Origin of the sequence: Curtobacterium sp. BH-2-1-1 (assembly GCF_001806325.1) — a bacterium.
Lineage (GTDB): Bacteria > Actinomycetota > Actinomycetes > Actinomycetales > Microbacteriaceae > Curtobacterium.
In genome coordinates this window covers 2,342,878-2,356,765 of sequence record NZ_CP017580.1, presented here as the reverse complement: position 1 = coordinate 2,356,765, position 13,888 = coordinate 2,342,878, and the positions used below count along the sequence as shown (strand labels likewise).

The 13,888-nt window shown below is 65.6% G+C and carries 20 protein-coding genes and 1 pseudogene; 10 read left to right on the top strand and 11 right to left on the bottom strand.

The features are described from left to right. Positions 1–34: 34 nt before the first annotated feature. Positions 35–979: a LysR family transcriptional regulator gene (locus BJK06_RS11280; RefSeq protein ID WP_070417972.1), complete on the bottom strand. Its 945-nt coding sequence runs from the start codon at positions 977–979 to the stop codon at positions 35–37. A 75-nt stretch (positions 980–1,054) separates the two neighbouring features. On the opposite strand from BJK06_RS11280, the gene BJK06_RS11275 reads away from it, so the two are divergent. The 8 genes from BJK06_RS11275 to BJK06_RS11245 all read left to right on the top strand — a co-directional run bounded on the left by BJK06_RS11275 (position 1,055) and on the right by BJK06_RS11245 (position 7,333). Beyond that, positions 1,055–2,014 carry a putative oxygenase MesX gene (locus BJK06_RS11275; protein ID WP_070417971.1) on the top strand — a complete coding sequence of 320 codons (960 nt, stop codon included), beginning with the start codon at positions 1,055–1,057 and terminating at the stop codon, positions 2,012–2,014. Positions 2,015–2,034: 20 nt separating this feature from the next. Next, the gene (locus BJK06_RS11270) at positions 2,035–3,084 is read left to right on the top strand and encodes a methionine synthase (RefSeq protein ID WP_070417970.1); all 1,050 of its coding nucleotides are present in this window, start codon (positions 2,035–2,037) and stop codon (positions 3,082–3,084) included. A gap of 227 nt (positions 3,085–3,311) precedes the next feature. Next, on the top strand, positions 3,312–3,866 hold the full coding sequence (locus BJK06_RS11265; RefSeq protein WP_156794838.1) for a hypothetical protein: 555 nt from the start codon (positions 3,312–3,314) through the stop codon (positions 3,864–3,866). Positions 3,867–3,893: 27 nt separating this feature from the next. Beyond that, entirely contained in the window at positions 3,894–4,439 is a 546-nt protein-coding gene (locus tag BJK06_RS11260; protein ID WP_070417968.1) for a hypothetical protein, read from the top strand. Then, positions 4,439–4,993 carry an SdpA family antimicrobial peptide system protein gene (locus BJK06_RS11255; protein WP_083295205.1) on the top strand — a complete coding sequence of 185 codons (555 nt, stop codon included), beginning with the start codon at positions 4,439–4,441 and terminating at the stop codon, positions 4,991–4,993. The genes BJK06_RS11260 and BJK06_RS11255 overlap by 1 nt, the downstream gene beginning before the upstream one ends. After that, the gene (locus BJK06_RS11250; protein WP_070417966.1) at positions 4,984–5,946 is read left to right on the top strand and encodes a sporulation-delaying protein SdpB family protein; all 963 of its coding nucleotides are present in this window, start codon (positions 4,984–4,986) and stop codon (positions 5,944–5,946) included. Before BJK06_RS11255 ends, BJK06_RS11250 begins: the two co-directional genes overlap by 10 nt. After that, a complete protein-coding gene (locus tag BJK06_RS19170) occupies positions 5,943–6,371 on the top strand; it encodes a DUF1648 domain-containing protein (protein ID WP_156794837.1) in 429 nt (142 codons plus the stop codon). Before BJK06_RS11250 ends, BJK06_RS19170 begins: the two co-directional genes overlap by 4 nt. Then, entirely contained in the window at positions 6,368–7,333 is a 966-nt protein-coding gene (locus tag BJK06_RS11245) for a CPBP family intramembrane glutamic endopeptidase (RefSeq protein ID WP_083295204.1), read from the top strand. Before BJK06_RS19170 ends, BJK06_RS11245 begins: the two co-directional genes overlap by 4 nt. A 90-nt stretch (positions 7,334–7,423) precedes the next feature. Here the strand turns inward: BJK06_RS11245 and BJK06_RS11240 are convergent, their stop codons facing one another. Beyond that, positions 7,424–8,269, bottom strand: coding sequence for a serine hydrolase (locus BJK06_RS11240; protein WP_083295203.1), 846 nt, complete (start codon positions 8,267–8,269; stop codon positions 7,424–7,426). Beyond that, positions 8,253–8,546, bottom strand: coding sequence for a PLDc N-terminal domain-containing protein (locus BJK06_RS11235; RefSeq protein ID WP_070417964.1), 294 nt, complete (start codon positions 8,544–8,546; stop codon positions 8,253–8,255). The genes BJK06_RS11240 and BJK06_RS11235 overlap by 17 nt, the downstream gene beginning before the upstream one ends. Before the next feature lie 96 nt (positions 8,547–8,642). Here BJK06_RS11235 and BJK06_RS11230 point away from each other — a divergent pair, with 96 nt between their 5' ends. Further along, the gene (locus BJK06_RS11230; protein WP_070417963.1) at positions 8,643–8,984 is read left to right on the top strand and encodes an SdpI family protein; all 342 of its coding nucleotides are present in this window, start codon (positions 8,643–8,645) and stop codon (positions 8,982–8,984) included. Between the two features lie 62 nt (positions 8,985–9,046). On the opposite strand, the gene BJK06_RS11225 is transcribed toward BJK06_RS11230, so the two are convergent. Then, the gene (locus BJK06_RS11225) at positions 9,047–9,433 is read right to left on the bottom strand and encodes a hypothetical protein (protein ID WP_070417962.1); all 387 of its coding nucleotides are present in this window, start codon (positions 9,431–9,433) and stop codon (positions 9,047–9,049) included. A gap of 120 nt (positions 9,434–9,553) precedes the next feature. On the opposite strand from BJK06_RS11225, the gene BJK06_RS11220 reads away from it, so the two are divergent. After that, positions 9,554–9,979: a hypothetical protein gene (locus BJK06_RS11220; RefSeq protein WP_070417961.1), complete on the top strand. Its 426-nt coding sequence runs from the start codon at positions 9,554–9,556 to the stop codon at positions 9,977–9,979. Between the two features lie 156 nt (positions 9,980–10,135). On the opposite strand, the pseudogene BJK06_RS18255 reads toward BJK06_RS11220, so the two are convergent. The 7 genes and pseudogenes from BJK06_RS18255 to BJK06_RS11190 form a co-directional block, all read right to left on the bottom strand. Next, positions 10,136–10,258, bottom strand: a pseudogene (locus BJK06_RS18255) (helix-turn-helix domain-containing protein); the annotation flags it as partial. 42 nt (positions 10,259–10,300) lie between these two features. Beyond that, the gene (locus BJK06_RS11215) at positions 10,301–10,714 is read right to left on the bottom strand and encodes a hypothetical protein (RefSeq protein WP_070417960.1); all 414 of its coding nucleotides are present in this window, start codon (positions 10,712–10,714) and stop codon (positions 10,301–10,303) included. A gap of 473 nt (positions 10,715–11,187) precedes the next feature. After that, a complete protein-coding gene (locus BJK06_RS11210; protein WP_070417959.1) occupies positions 11,188–11,667 on the bottom strand; it encodes a hypothetical protein in 480 nt (159 codons plus the stop codon). A gap of 50 nt (positions 11,668–11,717) precedes the next feature. Then, the gene (locus BJK06_RS11205) at positions 11,718–11,969 is read right to left on the bottom strand and encodes a hypothetical protein (RefSeq protein ID WP_070417958.1); all 252 of its coding nucleotides are present in this window, start codon (positions 11,967–11,969) and stop codon (positions 11,718–11,720) included. 83 nt (positions 11,970–12,052) lie between these two features. Then, entirely contained in the window at positions 12,053–12,490 is a 438-nt protein-coding gene (locus BJK06_RS11200) for a hypothetical protein (protein ID WP_070417957.1), read from the bottom strand. A 2-nt stretch (positions 12,491–12,492) separates the two neighbouring features. Beyond that, entirely contained in the window at positions 12,493–12,699 is a 207-nt protein-coding gene (locus tag BJK06_RS11195) for a hypothetical protein (protein WP_070417956.1), read from the bottom strand. A gap of 373 nt (positions 12,700–13,072) precedes the next feature. Then, a complete protein-coding gene (locus BJK06_RS11190) occupies positions 13,073–13,876 on the bottom strand; it encodes an SDR family oxidoreductase (protein ID WP_070417955.1) in 804 nt (267 codons plus the stop codon). Positions 13,877–13,888: the final 12 nt, after the last annotated feature.

Here is a 13,888-nt window from a genome sequence, read left to right as displayed (position 1 = left end):
CGCCTGACGGAGGCGGGTCGCGCCTCCAGGCTGGTCACCGCGCGAGCGGTTCGACGCCGTAACTCGTGACCACCGCTCGCAACTCGTCCAGGTACGCCTGCGCCTGGACGGTGAGGGGAACCGAGGCGTGGGCGATCCACCCGATCTCGATGCGTTCGTCGACGTCGAGCGGGATGGCGACGATCTCGGGGTCGAGGTCGTCGCTGATGAGGCCCGTCGAGATCGTGTACCCGCCGAGGCCGATCATGAGGTTGAAGATCGTCGCCCGGTCCGAGACCCGGATCTCCCGCTTGCTCGACATCGTCGACAGGATCTCCTCGGCCAGGTAGAAGGAGTTGTTCGCGCCCTGGTCGAACGTGAGTCGGGGCAGGTCGGCGAGGTCCTCGAGGGTCGCGCGCTCCCGCGACGCGATCGGGTTCCGCCGCGACACGAAGATGTGCGGCTGGGCGACGAACAGCGGCGTGAACACGACGCCGGCGTCCCGCAGCAGCTTCCCGAGGACCTGCTTGTTGAAGTCGTTGCGGTAGAGGATGCCGACCTCGCTCCGCAGCGTGCGGACGTCCTCGATGATGTCCCAGGTGCGCGTCTCGCGGAGCGAGAACTCGTACTCGTCCGCGGCCGCCGCTTCGACCATCCGGACGAAGGCCTCGACGGCGAACGAGTAGTGCTGCGCCGACACCCCGAGCAACCGACGCGACGCCTGCCGCCCGACGTACCGCTGCTCGAGCAGGGAGACCTGCTCGACGACCTGCCGGGCGTACCCGAGGAACTCGACGCCGTCGACGGTGAGCACGACGCCCCGGGCCGAACGGGTGAAGAGCGGGCGACCGATCCGTGTCTCGAGGTCCTTCATCGCCGCGGACATGGTCGGCTGCGACACGTAGAGCAGATCGGCCGCGGCGCTCATCGAGCCCTCGGTCGCGACCTCGATGAAGTACCGGAGCTGCTGCAGGGTGATGTCGTTCGAGACCCGGGCCATAGGCCGAGGCTATACCGCCGCATAGTGTCTCGGTATTACCTGATGGCCTCAGTATCCCGCCATGATCGATGCATCATGGCGAGCGAGATCACCTTCAGCATCACCCGGACCCGGTTCGACGAGGACTACTCCCCGTCGGACAGCTCCCGGCTGACCACGAACTTCGCCAACCTGGCGCGCGGCGAGCGCCGGCAGGAGAACCTCCGTGCCGCGCTGGCGATGATCGACGGGCGCGCGAACGAGCTCTCGGCTGCCGGTGATCGCTACCGCCTGCAGCTCGACATCGTCTCGGCCGCACTGCAGTTCTCCGACGGTGGATCGGACGCCGAGTTCCCGCTGCTCGAGATGCTCGACGTCACGATCGTCGACCAGCTCACCGGCGAGCACCACCACGGCATCCTCGGCAACAACTTCTCGTCGTACCTGCGCGACTACGACTTCTCGGTGCTGCTGCCGTCGTCGCCGGGCCTGCCGTCCGACTTCGGTGTGCTGCACGGGGCCCTCTTCCAGCGGTTCCTTTCGTCTTCGGCGTTCCACGACGGCTTCAGTGCCGAGCCCGTCGTCTGCATCAGCGTCTCGACGAGCCAGACCTACCGCCGGACCGGGTACGTCCACCCGGTCCTCGGCGCCGAGTACGAGCACGAGCACTCCTCGCTCACCGACGACTACTTCGGCCGGATGGGCATGCGGGTCCGGTACTTCCAGCCCGCCGGAGCGTCGGCCCCGCTCGCGTTCTACTCACGCGGCGATGTCACCACGGACTACACGGACCTCCAGCTCATCGGCACGATCGCCACCATGGAGACGTTCCAGAAGATCTACCGGCCGGAGATCTACGCCGCGAACACCCCGGCCGGCAGCACGTACCGCCCCTCCCTCGACCACACCGACTTCACGCCCACCCCGGTCACCTACGACCGTGAGGAGCGCAGCCGCCTCGGGATCACCCAGGGCCGGTGGACCGAGGAGCACCTCGTGACGCCGCACCACGCGCTCCTCTCGCAGTTCGCTGCCGAGCCCGTTCCCGCCCGCTGACCGTCTGGACCGTCACCTCCATGAGTTCTCTCCTCCCCACCGCGATCGTCGGCAGCCTGCCGAAGCCCTCCTGGCTCGCCGAGCCCGAGCGCCTCTGGTCCCCCTGGCAGCTCGACGGGGCCGCCCTGACCGAGGGCAAGCAGGACGCGCTCCGATCCGCCGTGCACGAGCAGGAGCACCGCGGGATCGACATCGTCAGCGACGGCGAGCAGACCCGCCAGCACTTCGTCACGACGTTCATCGAGCACCTCGACGGCATCGACCAGGAGCGCAAGGAGACCGTCCGGATCCGCGATCGCTACGACGCTGCCGTCCCCACGGTCGTCGGCGCAGTGAGTCGCCCCGCGCCGGTGTTCGTCGACGACGCCCGGTTCCTCCGCGCGCAGACCGACCGGCCGATCAAGTGGGCGCTGCCCGGGCCGATGACCATGATCGACACGCTCTCCGACCAGCACTACAAGTCTCGCGAGAAGCTGGCGTGGGAGTTCGCCACGATCCTCAACCAGGAAGCCCGGGAGCTCGAGGCTGCCGGCGTCGACATCATCCAGTTCGACGAGCCCGCCTTCACCGTCTTCCACGACGAGGTGCAGGACTGGGGCGTCGCCGCGCTCGAACGCGCCACCGAGGGCCTCCACGCCGAGACCGCCGTGCACATCTGCTACGGGTACGGCATCGAGGCGAACAACAAGTGGAAGGAGACGCTCGGGGCGGAGTGGCGGCAGTACGAGCAGTCGTTCCCGCTCCTGCAGCAGTCGTCGATCGACATCGTCTCCCTTGAGTGCATCCACTCGCACGTGCCGCTCGACCTCGTGGAGCTCATCCGGGGGAAGAAGGTCATGCTCGGGGCGATCGACGTCGCGACCGAGGTCGTCGAGACCCCGGACGAGGTCGCGGAGGTGCTGCGGCGGGCGCTCGAGTTCGTGGATGCGGACAAGCTCATCCCCAGCTCGAACTGTGGGATGGCGCCGCTGGCGCGGGGTGCGGCGCTGGGGAAGCTGAGTGCGCTGTCCGCTGGTGCGGACATCGTGCGGGCCGAGCTCGTCGGCGCGGAGGTCCCCTCCGCGCGCTGACCACTGCGAGGCGAAACGGCGGCTCTCTTCCGGAAGGCGGAGAGCCGCCGTTCGTGTTGCGTCCGCCGCGGGGGCGCGGCTCTCGATCCGGCCTGGAGGCGCGACTGTCGTCCGGCTGACAGGTTGCGTTGGTACGAGGCCAGGGCTACATCGATATGTTGTGCATCACACTTCGGTATGTGTACGTTGTCTTCGGCGCGGAGGGGCTGCGTCAGAAGGGGGCTTCGATGTCGAAGTTCATGATTGCGGCTGCGGCCGCTATGGTCACCGTTTCCGCTGCAACCACGGTGCCGGCGCCGCCTGCCCAGGCAGCAACACCAACGTCGCAACACGTCAGAGTGGAACGGGCTCCGCTTTCTGATCGAAACGTGATCGAGCTGTTCACCGGGCAGGGGCGGATCATCGCCGAACACCCTGAACTAGCGAAGTACGTACCAAGCGGCGAGCAGAAGCTGACAGCTGCGCAAATCACCGCCGTGACCGCGGAGTACCAGAACGCCTACTCACAGTTCCACGACAACATCACCATCCCGCTCCAGAGCGGCGACCCGTACCGGGTCCTCGACGCGCTGCATGCCTTCCAAACCGCGACCGAGCGCATCGCCACCTCACAGCCTGCCGCCATCACCGGCGACGGCAAGTGCGCCCTGCTGATCGCCGTCGCGGTCGCGGCCACGCTCTGGTTCAGCGTCCTCGTCTGGGTTGCTGGCCGATCCGGCTCCGCCGTGACCGAAGAACAGTTCGCGGCAGAACTGGCGGCTGCCCTGCCGTCGACCAACTGACAAGAACCTCGAGAGGAAAAACCTTCGATGTCGAAGATCATGATCGCGGCTGCGGCCGTGATGGTCACCGTTTCCGCTGCAATCACAGTGCCGGCGCTGCCAGCCCAGGCAGCAACACCAACGACGCATCACCTCGCCGCCGAGCGAGCCCCGCTCTCCGATCGGAACGTGATCGAGCTGTTCACCGGGCAGGGGCGGGTCATCGCTGAGCACCCAGAGCTTGTCAAGTACGTACCGAGCGGCGAGCAGGAGCTGACAGCTGCACAGATCTCCGCCGTAACCACGGAGTACCAGAATGCCTACCCACAGTTCCACGACAACATCACCGTCCCACTGCAGAGCGGCGACCCGTACCGGGTGCTCGATGCGCTGCACGCATTTGAAACCGCGACCAAGCTCATCGCCACCTCGGACTCTGCCACCATCACCGGCGACGGCAAGTGCCTCGTCGTCCTCGCAGTCGGCGTCCTGGTCTGGGCGGCTGTTTCCGTGAAGGTGAAGTTGTGGCCGAAGTCAGGAAACCGCGATTCGAGTGCTGCCTTTGCCTCGGAGCTAACTCTCGCCCTGCGGTGATGGGTTCGGAACGAGCGCTCTGGCCGTTCGCCACGACGGTCGTGGTGCTGATGAGTTGGACGGCGCTCACCATCGTGCAGTCGTTATCTCCACACGCGTTGTCGAGTCGTGAACCTGTCGCCGTGGCGGCCCGAGATGCTGTGCTGGCGATAGCGCCACAGCGCTGGGAGTTCTTCACTGCGTCGTCCAAGGGTCGGCAGTACGTCGCCTACCGCACGCAGACAAGCGAATCGGCGCTTTCGCTGCCGCAAGGCAAAGAAGCGAACATGTTCGGCGTCTCGCGCGCGCAGCGTGCGCAGGGTCCTGAGCTAGCAGCGCTGCATCAGCAGGTGGCGAACTGGAAGAACTGCGTGGACAAGTCTGCATCTCAGAAGTGCATCCGGCAGGCAGCCGAAGAGCGACCGCAGGCTCTGAGGAATGGGGCGAAGCGGAAGACTCTCTGCGGAGATCTCCTCCTCGCTCAGGAGAAGGCGACTCCGTTCGAGTTCCGTAGCTTCGATCTCCCGAATTTCCGGGTGCTGCAGGCTGCACGTGTGGAGGTGTCGTGCAACTGATCGTCGCTGAGGTGAGCGCTCCCCGACTGCGGCACACTCTCCGCGGGTTGGACCTTCAGACGCTCCGCTTCAGCGGCTTTCGCGGGACGCTCGTGCTGGCTCAACTCACGATCCTCGTGGCAACGCCGTACGACGCGTTGATGCAGACTCTGGTGGGAAGCGGAGCCGGACCGGTTTGTGATGGGCTTCGAAACGCTTCGACATACTGCCTTGGACAATCCTTGCCCGATGCGCTCGTCACATCCGCCATGGTCTTGATCCTCATCGGGGTTGCGGCTGGGGTTGCGCCGACCGTGATGGCGATCCTTCACGCGTGGGTTGCGTTCTCGATCGCTGGGTCGATCTCGCTCCCCGACGGGGGCGACCAAGCGGCCGCGGTGTGCACCCTGCTCCTTGTCGCCGTCAGTTTCGCCGACCGACGTCGCTGGCTGCTCGGTCCGCCGCGGACCGTCGCGAGCTGGCGCCGACAAGTGGCGCTCGGAGGTCTCATGGTCATGCGAGTGCAGGTCACGGCGATCTACTTCAACGCCGCGATCGCCAAGCTGTTTGCACCCGAGTGGGTCAACGGCACAGCCGAGTACTACGTCCTTCGAGACCCGTACTTCGGGGCGAGCGGACCGCTTGCTCCTGTCCTACAAGCTGCGACGACGCTGCCCGCTGTGACGGTGGGCGTGACCTGGGGTGCGGTGATAGCGGAGATCGCGATCGGTGTGCTGATTCTGGGTGGCCCGCGAAGTCGTTCGATTGCCTTGGTCCTGTGCGTGGTGCTGCACGGGGCGATCATCATCACGATCGGGCTCTGGAGCTTCGGACTGATCATGATTGCGATCGTCGGCATCGCCGCGATGCCGTACACCCCGCATGAGCAGACGCACCAGTTCTGGTCCCGCCTCGGCAGAAGGCACCACGCCACCGTGCACAGCCCTAGCGTGAATGGCGCTGGGGTCCGGTGAGCGCGCAGCACGTGCGTAGCGCGTCTCTTGGCTCCCTCGCCGCGGCCGTCCCCGTCTTCATCGAGATCGCAGTCACGAGAGCGTGGTGGAACCGACTCCCCGATCGGATCGCTACGACCTTCGGTCCGGACGGCAGCCCAGGCGGATACGGGACCCCGTTGGGGACGGTGAGCCTTCTCGCTGCCGTGCAGACCCTCTTTCTTGTCGCGGCGGTCGGATCGGCCTTCGCGCGAGATCGACGGAAGGGTCGGATCGCCTGCGCGGTAACTGCTGGGTTCATCGCCACTGTGGCGATCAGCTGGCTGATGATCGCGGGAGTCGCGGCCTCGATCGTGGCACCAGCAGCGTGGTGGGCACTCCTGGCAGGCCCGGCGTGGGCAGTCGTTCCGTACTGGCTACTTCGCATCGACAAGGAGGCACCATGAGGCAGATCACGGCGCGAAAGGACCACAGGGAGACCACGGCAGGCAGGCCGCGGGGCACCCGATGGGGTGCTGTCAGCGTGTTCGTGTGCCTGGCGTACGGTGCAGCGTGGGTGCTGCTCTGGCCAGCGGTTCAGACGAGCGCGGATCTCTCGGATCCCGTCGGAAGCCCAGGCGCCTACATCGCGACCGTGGCGATGATGTTCACACCGGGCCTCGCAGCGCTGCTGGTCGCAGTCATGCTCCAGCGTCATCGCGGGAAAGCGCTCCTGGCGGAGCTCGGGCTGACAGGATTCTTCACCCGTCAGGGCTGGCGATTCGCTGGCGCTGGCATCGCCGGAGCTGCGGTGCTGGTTCTGGGCAGCTGGGGTCTCGGCCTGCTGCTCGGGTGGGTGCAGCTCGATCCTGAGCGGTCCGTGGCGAGAGAGCTCATCATTCGAGTCACGGGCGAGCAGCCGCCGATGCCGATGGCGCTCCTTGCGCTGGTCCAACTGGTGAACCTCCCCATCGGGATAGCGATCACGGCGATCGCTGCGACGGGCGAGGAAATCGGTTGGCGCGGCTGGCTCCTCCCGAAACTGCTGCCGCTCGGAACCGGGTGGGCCCTCAGCCTGAGCGGGGCGATCTGGGGTCTCTGGCACGCCCCCGCGATCCTGCTCGGCCTGAACTACGAGCAACGTGACCCGCTCGGGATCATCATGATGACCATCGGCTGCGTCGGTGCCGGCGTGCTGATCGGGTGGCTCCGGCTTGCGAGCGGATCGCTTCTGCCCTGCGTCCTCGCACACGCGGCGCTCAACAGCTTCGCCACGTACCAGTCGATCCTCTTTCCGCCGTTCGACCAACGCCTTGTCGGGCCGCTCGCGATCACCGGGTGGATCGTCATGACGGTCCTGATCGTGACCGGCGCATTACGGGCAACTCGACTTCGGCAGCGACGCGACTCAGAACGGGGCAGCCACTAGATCCGCAACACCGAGGCGTCCCAGTAGCCGAGCAGATGGGCCCATGAGGGTCCGCTCGGAAGGCAGGGGGCTCACCGGATCACCGCCGCATCAGCCGTCGCACTTCTCTCGCACCTCCCGCTCGATCAGCGCCGTGGCGATCGCATCGGCCGCATGCGGAGCCTTCGCGAGCGCATGGACCACCGCGGTGATTCCTGCGGCGTTGGCGATGACCGCGCCTGCCGCTCGCACCTCGCCGTTGATCCAGGTCGATGCCCCTTGCCGCTGCCAGCTCACCGTGCGGGAGGGCGGAGCGCCAGGCTCGAGCGCCCATTCGGCATAGCGACAGAGGTCCTCGAACGTTGACCAGACGCCGCCTGCGGCCGCGAACGACGACTCCCCGAGCGCCCACGGCCTGACCGCTTGACCGAAGAGCTTCGGCACCACACGTTCTGCCCGAGCAGGCACAAGCGTCGCGGAACAGATCCCAGCCGGCTCGAGGACGTGCTGGTGCACGGCGGCGAACCAGTCGCCGTGCACCCCCTCGAGCACGGCACCGAGGAGTGCGTAGCCGAGGTTCGAGTACACGAAGTGGCCTCGTGGCGTACCCGGCACTGCCGTATCGAGATCCAGAGGCTCGCCGACGGCCTTTCGGTACGGGTCGCCGAAGAGGCTGTCACGCATCGTCGCCGGAAGCCGCGGTAGCCCCGAGGTGTGGCGGACGAGGTCCGCCACGGTCATCTCGTCGTCGGCCACCCCTGGCAGGTAGCACGCGACCGGTCGGTCGACCTCGAGTGTGAGCCACGCGGTCGTCCCGACGAGCCCCTTCGTGATGCTCCCCCACTCGAGCATCGAAGCGGTGGCGTACGGCCCGCGGGGCTCGCGCACAGTTCTCCAGCCGTCCGCCACGCGAAGACTCGCGCGCCAGAGCCCGGATGCCTCATGTGGGGTCCGCATGAGGGCCTTCCCCCGACGTGTGGTCGAGGTCTCGGAACCGCAGCAGCCGTTCGCGGCGCCTCGCAGCGAACCACGAGACCGGACCGACGAAGGGCACGAACAGGACCAGGACGGCCCAGGCGAGCACGGGCCACCCCGTCGGTGACGAGGCTGCGAGCAGCGACACGAGAGCTGCGAGAGCAAGCACCAATCCGACGATGGCGACGCTCATCATCGCGCCGTCCAGCACCGTCGGCAGAAGCGGGTTCACGCTCCCGGCCGTGGTCAGGTTGAACATCTCGCAGACTCCCCATCCCGCTGACAACACTCATCGACAAATGAAACGTTGCCGTTGACATGTCAAGACACTAGCTTCACAGCTATGGATGGAGCAATGGTCTTCGCGCTGTCTCTCGAGGTCGGTGCTGCGGTTCTCGTCACCTGGCTGACCTGGAGAGCCGCGAGCGGATCGCTGGCTCGGAACGATCTCGCCGGCGTCCGCACGCGGATCACGATGTCCAGCGACGATGCATGGCGCATCGCTCATCGTGCAGCGCTGCGTCCCACCATCATCAGCGGGACGATCACCGTGACCTGGTGCCTGATCAGCATGGGTCTCGCCCCGCTCCGCAGTCCGGTCTCCGTCCTCGTGGCCGCAGGAGTACTCGTCGGCGGCGCACTCCTGTCGATCCCGGTGGCGCACCGTGCCGTCCGAAGATTCTTCCCCCATCGCTGATCACGACCTCGTTCGCCGAGGAACGCGGGCGACATGCGCTGACGCGACGGCGGCTCCTGGCCTCACATGTCGGCGCTGACGCGGAGCGTGTAGCCCTCGGGGACGGTCTGGTGCTCGACGTAGTGCACGAACACCGGTGCTGCATGGTCGGCTGTGAAGAGCTCTGCCGGATGCCGCGGCTCGTGTGCAGCCTGTACGTCGATGGTCTCGGTGACTGGCTCGGTGAGATCGTGATCTCGGCCCACGACGAAGAAGCGGTACTCACCGTCGTCTTCGAGACGACGGAACTCGACGCTCATCTTCTCGGCCGTGTCGCCGGCTTGCAGGTAGGAGTCGCTGTACTCATCGATGACTTCCTGCGGGCCTGCACGCCAGGTCTGGTCATCGATCGGGCGGAACGTGTCGTTCAGAACGGTGATGACGGCCCCGTTCGTCCTCGTGAGGACCAAGGCGGGCTACTCCACGTGCTCGTTGGCGACAGAGGTGATCTTGATGCGTACCAAATGCAGCGTGGCACACGCCTGACCGCGTCGCCGCGAAGCGCCAGGCGGACGGCGTTGACTACGCCCATGATCTCAAAGGGCCTCATCCATCAGGTGGAAAGCGCGACCGTTCGTGATCGCGACGGTGCGACGGTCGGCAAGGTGACGCAGGTGTTCCCCTCCGACGAGGACGGCAGTGCTGCCTACGTCAGCGTCGCGACGGGGCTGCTCGGGAGGCACCAAACGCTCGTCCCGGTCGAAGACGCCACCCTCGACGGCACGGATCTGCACGTCGGGTACACCAAGAATGCGATCCAGGCCGCACCCTCCCTCGGCCCCGAACACACCCTGTCCCTCGCCGAGGCGAACGCAGTCCGCAAGCACTTCGGGTTGTCCGCAGCCGGCGCGGCAACCGGAGACATGGGCGACCCGAACGAGAACCTCGATCAGGCCGGGACAGGGCCTGCCGGCGCGGATGACACCGAGGGTGCAGGCACGACGCCGCCGGCGTGATGGTGCCACAGCGCGGACATTCGCTTTCTCGCAGCACTCCTCGGCGAGTCCCGCCGCTGTGCCCTAGGAAGTCTTGAGTCGAGCGTCGGCCGGCGCCTCAACAGACCATCGTCATCCGGACGTCTTGCCTCGTCGACCGGCCACCGGTTCGCTCTCTCATCGGAGGGCTCGGCACACCGTGGTGCGGCTGACCCCAAGAACGTCGCCGATCTGCGCGACGGTCATGTCCTGCTGCTCATACAGCCGTCGGGCAGTTCGGACCTGATCCGCGGACAACCGAGGCGGCCGCCCACCGGTCGGGACTGCTGCAGCTGCGCTGTACTACCGCTCGACGCGGGTGAGGAATGAAGCGGCCAGGTCCTGCCACCCCGCACGTGGCACGAAGTCATTGATGACCCCCACGGCGTAGGACACGTCGTCAGGAACTTCCTCTGACCAGTCAGGATCGCGGCTGACAATCTGCATCTCGGGACCGGACCTGTCCCAGTAGAAGGCAAAAGTCCGCTTGCTCTCATCCACTCGCGTCATCGCATGCACGCCATCAAGGCCGCGCAAGTCTGTCCGGACCTGCGGAAAGGTGGCTGCGTAGGGCCAGTCACGGAAGGCGCCGGCGACAGCGAGGTCGATGACGCTTTTGTCGTAGACCAACGACCAACGTCCGTTGAGGATCAAACCGAACGCGAAACCTTCGGAGAAGCTGTTGCGCTGCTGCGTGGGAGTCTGAGTCGAAGCCATGAGACTGAGCGTACGAGGGGCTGACCCTCGTCGGGTGTTGCGCACTGCATGAACCAAGCTGCAAAGCATCTCGGAAGCACCGTGCCCCGTTGGGTGGGCGATCTGCTACGCCTCAGATTGCTTCCCCTGCGCCCAAAACGGCCAGACACCGAGTCGGGCAGTGCAGCGAAAACTCGCCCTGATCGGCCCCAACGCTGTCAGCTACGACGGCACTCGAGGGCATGCGAGATCGTACGGGTGGGACTGCTCAGTAGACGACGTCGACTGGTGCCCGAACTGCAGCGCAGCGCAAGCAACGCTCGAACCCTGATCGATCAGCTCTTGTCCTGCTTCGGCGCAGGACGCTGCGGCGGAGGGTTGTTGCCGAACGTCGAGGGGTTGTTTTTGATGACCCTCTGCGTCTGACTCGGCGGCTTAACGGGCGGTGGCTTCTTGGGACTCTTGTCTGCCAAAACAAATCCAATCGTGGTGGTTCACTGAGAAGCGAACGCTATTGCGGCGATCACAAGCGATGCAGCCAGCGAAGCGAAACCTAGCATCACGACTCCTGCTCGCCAGAACAGCGCCCGCTCGTCTTGCTCTAATACCCGGTTTTTGTCCGCTGTCATGTTGCGGATGGCGGCCACTTCGCCGTCTTCCCAGAAGTTTTCCTCCATGGAGACCAAACCGGGCTCTCGACCGATCCGCGGGACAAGAACTCCTACGCCGAAGACCGCAGCTGCCGCAGACAAGCCGATCGCCCACCCGATCAGGTCGCCATGTAGTCCAGCGGACTGCAGGGCGGTCATCAGGCTCGCTGACGCAACCAAGATGGATGCTTTAGTGGTCATGGCTGTGTGCCGCTCCGCCACGAATGTTCGGCGCAGGTCGACCTCGCGGGCAAGGGCCTCAACCAGGAGGCGATTCCTGTTGAGTTCCTTTCGGAGCCTGCGTTCCTTCATGTCCTTCAGCATGTCCCCTCGGCACCACAACTCACCCAGCAACGAGAGGAAGTGTGCTGCGTTCAGTCGAATTCCCACCAGTGCACGGCGTCGAGGGCGTCCTCGATGGTCGCCTCAGCGTTACCGTGGCTGACCGCCGTCGGGTCGTCGTTCGCCTCTGCAGTGGCGGAGTACCGATGCGAGCCACCGACAGGACCCTGATCAGAAACGGTGACCGACAAAGCACGGCGTTTCCGGTAGACCGTGAAGCGCCGCTCCTCCCACGCCTCTTCGACGCCTGGGAGCTTGTTGATAAGCGAGAGAATGTCATCCATGCGGGCAGTCTACGGCCGCGCATGCTGTCGCGATAGCCGATCCGTTGCCGGTTAGGGTTGGAGACAATCATTCCTGCAGTCTCTTAGCTCCCTGAACTGGTCCGATCTTCGGCGACGTCGTCGACAGGTGGACGGCCAAGCACGCGCCGGGTCTCGGCATCCCTCAACTCCTGATCCTTGCGCAACGTCTCCAGCATCTCCTCGACTTGCTTCCGCGAGTACCCGGAGATCTCCTCTCCGTCTTTTGTGACCACCTTCTTCCCATCGTGCCGGTGGAAGAACGCCTTGAAGACCAGCGCCAGGCTGGCTAGGGATCCCGCGTTCGTGAGGACGTGCACGGCCTCGATCGCGAGCTCATGACCCGCGGAGTGTTCGAGGATTCCGCCGTGGTCGATCCCCTGCTCGTCCAGAAGTGCTCGGATTTCATCGCCGTATTCGATGGGGAACCGGAGGTTCAAGTCGCCGTCGCCCGCGTGCCCGAGGCTTGGGTAGAAGACGATCACGTCGGTATCTGCGCTCATGTCTAGCCCTGTCGGTATCGGACCACGATGTCAGTAGCGGGACTGACATGGAGGTTGTAGTGGGTTGTGGGGCCTGTAGTGACGCTCACCCACTCGTCACCGTTTTCGATCGCCTCCCGCAACTGTTGCTCGAGGGCGCTGACGTCTCCCGACACCACGTCGTCCAGGAGCACGCCGCCCACATAGATCTCATTCCACCGGTCAGCCATGCGCTGACGCTACTTCCGTCGCACACGCGGCGGTGTGCCTTCCTTGGCAATTCGCAGCCATAGAGCGATTGTCTCGGTAGCCGATCGGCTATCGGACGTGATCACGACACGGATCGGTGCGAAAACGACGACACCGAACGAAGCTGCTCACAAGCCTGTCGTGTCTCATGATCGCCTGCACAACTGATCGCGACGTCGAGGCACCTGTGCAGACGACCGTGAGGATTCAGATGCTCGAGGTCATCTGCACAACAGGCATAGGGATGGCACTCGGGGGCCTCTCGAGCGACGGCTGAGGACGATCAGGAATCGAGTGTTGGAGACCCCGCTCGGGCATGACGCTCGAGCGGGGTCGTGATCAGCTGTGCCGCCTTTAGTTCTGTCCGCCGCTGACGAGGAGTTCACCGCCGCTGACCCAGCGTGCGAGCGGGCCGACGAAGAACTCGACCGCGTCGGCTACGTCATCGACCGAGCCCATCCTTGATCCGAGGGGGCTGGCGGTCTGCACCTGCGTGCGGAGCGGGTCATCATCGGACGCGGCGGCGAAGTACCCGGCGCCGTCCGTCGCGCTGGCGATGATGGTGTTGACGGTCACGCCACGCCCCCCGACCTCCTGAGCAAGCACCCCGGTGAGGTACCCGCCGACCAGCTTGCTGGACGCGTAGAGCCCGAACCCTGCGATGGGTCGCAGTGCGGAACTCGATCCGATGTAGAGGATCGTTCCGCCCCGGTTCACGGTGCGTGCTGCCTGCTGGAGCGTGAAGAACGCACCCTTGGCGTTGACGCCGAACATCAGGTCGTAGTCCGCTTCGGTGACGTCGACGATCGGTCCGCCGGTTTCATCGATACCGGCGTTCGCCACGACGACGTCGACACCTCCGAACTGCGCTCGCGCTGAGTTGAACAGCGATTCGACCTGCGTCGGATCTGACACGTCGGCCTGGACGGCCACGGCGTTGGAGCCGGCTGCCGTGATGGCGGCGACGGTGTCTGCTGCTCCTGCTGCGTCGCGTGAGTAGTTCACGACGACGCTGGCGCCGAGGAGGCCGAGTCGGATGGCAATCGCTTGCCCGATCCCTCGGCTGGCCCCGGTGACGACCGCGACCTGGCTGCTGAGGTCCGTCCAAGAGGGTCCGCTACCGCGGGTCGAGCCGTTGTCGGTGGTTGTGTCGGTCATGTGCGTTCCCCC

What these genes read in the sequence shown, in the direction of transcription:
- BJK06_RS11205 (WP_070417958.1), bottom strand. Translation starts at nt 11,969, where the DNA reads ATGGATGACATTCTCTCGCTTATCAACAAGCTCCCAGGCGTCGAAGAG.
- BJK06_RS11195 (WP_070417956.1), bottom strand. Translation starts at nt 12,699, where the DNA reads ATGGCTGACCGGTGGAATGAGATCTATGTGGGCGGCGTGCTCCTGGAC.
- BJK06_RS11240 (WP_083295203.1), bottom strand. Translation starts at nt 8,269, where the DNA reads ATGCGGACCCCACATGAGGCATCCGGGCTCTGGCGCGCGAGTCTTCGC.
- BJK06_RS11190 (WP_070417955.1), bottom strand. Translation starts at nt 13,876, where the DNA reads ATGACCGACACAACCACCGACAACGGCTCGACCCGCGGTAGCGGACCC.
- BJK06_RS11230 (WP_070417963.1), top strand. Translation starts at nt 8,643, where the DNA reads ATGGTCTTCGCGCTGTCTCTCGAGGTCGGTGCTGCGGTTCTCGTCACC.
- BJK06_RS11270 (WP_070417970.1), top strand. Translation starts at nt 2,035, where the DNA reads ATGAGTTCTCTCCTCCCCACCGCGATCGTCGGCAGCCTGCCGAAGCCC.
- BJK06_RS11235 (WP_070417964.1), bottom strand. Translation starts at nt 8,546, where the DNA reads ATGTTCAACCTGACCACGGCCGGGAGCGTGAACCCGCTTCTGCCGACG.
- BJK06_RS11255 (WP_083295205.1), top strand. Translation starts at nt 4,439, where the DNA reads ATGGGTTCGGAACGAGCGCTCTGGCCGTTCGCCACGACGGTCGTGGTG.
- BJK06_RS11215 (WP_070417960.1), bottom strand. Translation starts at nt 10,714, where the DNA reads ATGGCTTCGACTCAGACTCCCACGCAGCAGCGCAACAGCTTCTCCGAA.
- BJK06_RS11280 (WP_070417972.1), bottom strand. Translation starts at nt 979, where the DNA reads ATGGCCCGGGTCTCGAACGACATCACCCTGCAGCAGCTCCGGTACTTC.
- BJK06_RS11200 (WP_070417957.1), bottom strand. Translation starts at nt 12,490, where the DNA reads ATGAGCGCAGATACCGACGTGATCGTCTTCTACCCAAGCCTCGGGCAC.
- BJK06_RS11220 (WP_070417961.1), top strand. Translation starts at nt 9,554, where the DNA reads ATGATCTCAAAGGGCCTCATCCATCAGGTGGAAAGCGCGACCGTTCGT.
- BJK06_RS11275 (WP_070417971.1), top strand. Translation starts at nt 1,055, where the DNA reads ATGGCGAGCGAGATCACCTTCAGCATCACCCGGACCCGGTTCGACGAG.
- BJK06_RS11210 (WP_070417959.1), bottom strand. Translation starts at nt 11,667, where the DNA reads ATGCTGAAGGACATGAAGGAACGCAGGCTCCGAAAGGAACTCAACAGG.
- BJK06_RS11265 (WP_156794838.1), top strand. Translation starts at nt 3,312, where the DNA reads ATGTCGAAGTTCATGATTGCGGCTGCGGCCGCTATGGTCACCGTTTCC.
- BJK06_RS11260 (WP_070417968.1), top strand. Translation starts at nt 3,894, where the DNA reads ATGTCGAAGATCATGATCGCGGCTGCGGCCGTGATGGTCACCGTTTCC.
- BJK06_RS11245 (WP_083295204.1), top strand. Translation starts at nt 6,368, where the DNA reads ATGAGGCAGATCACGGCGCGAAAGGACCACAGGGAGACCACGGCAGGC.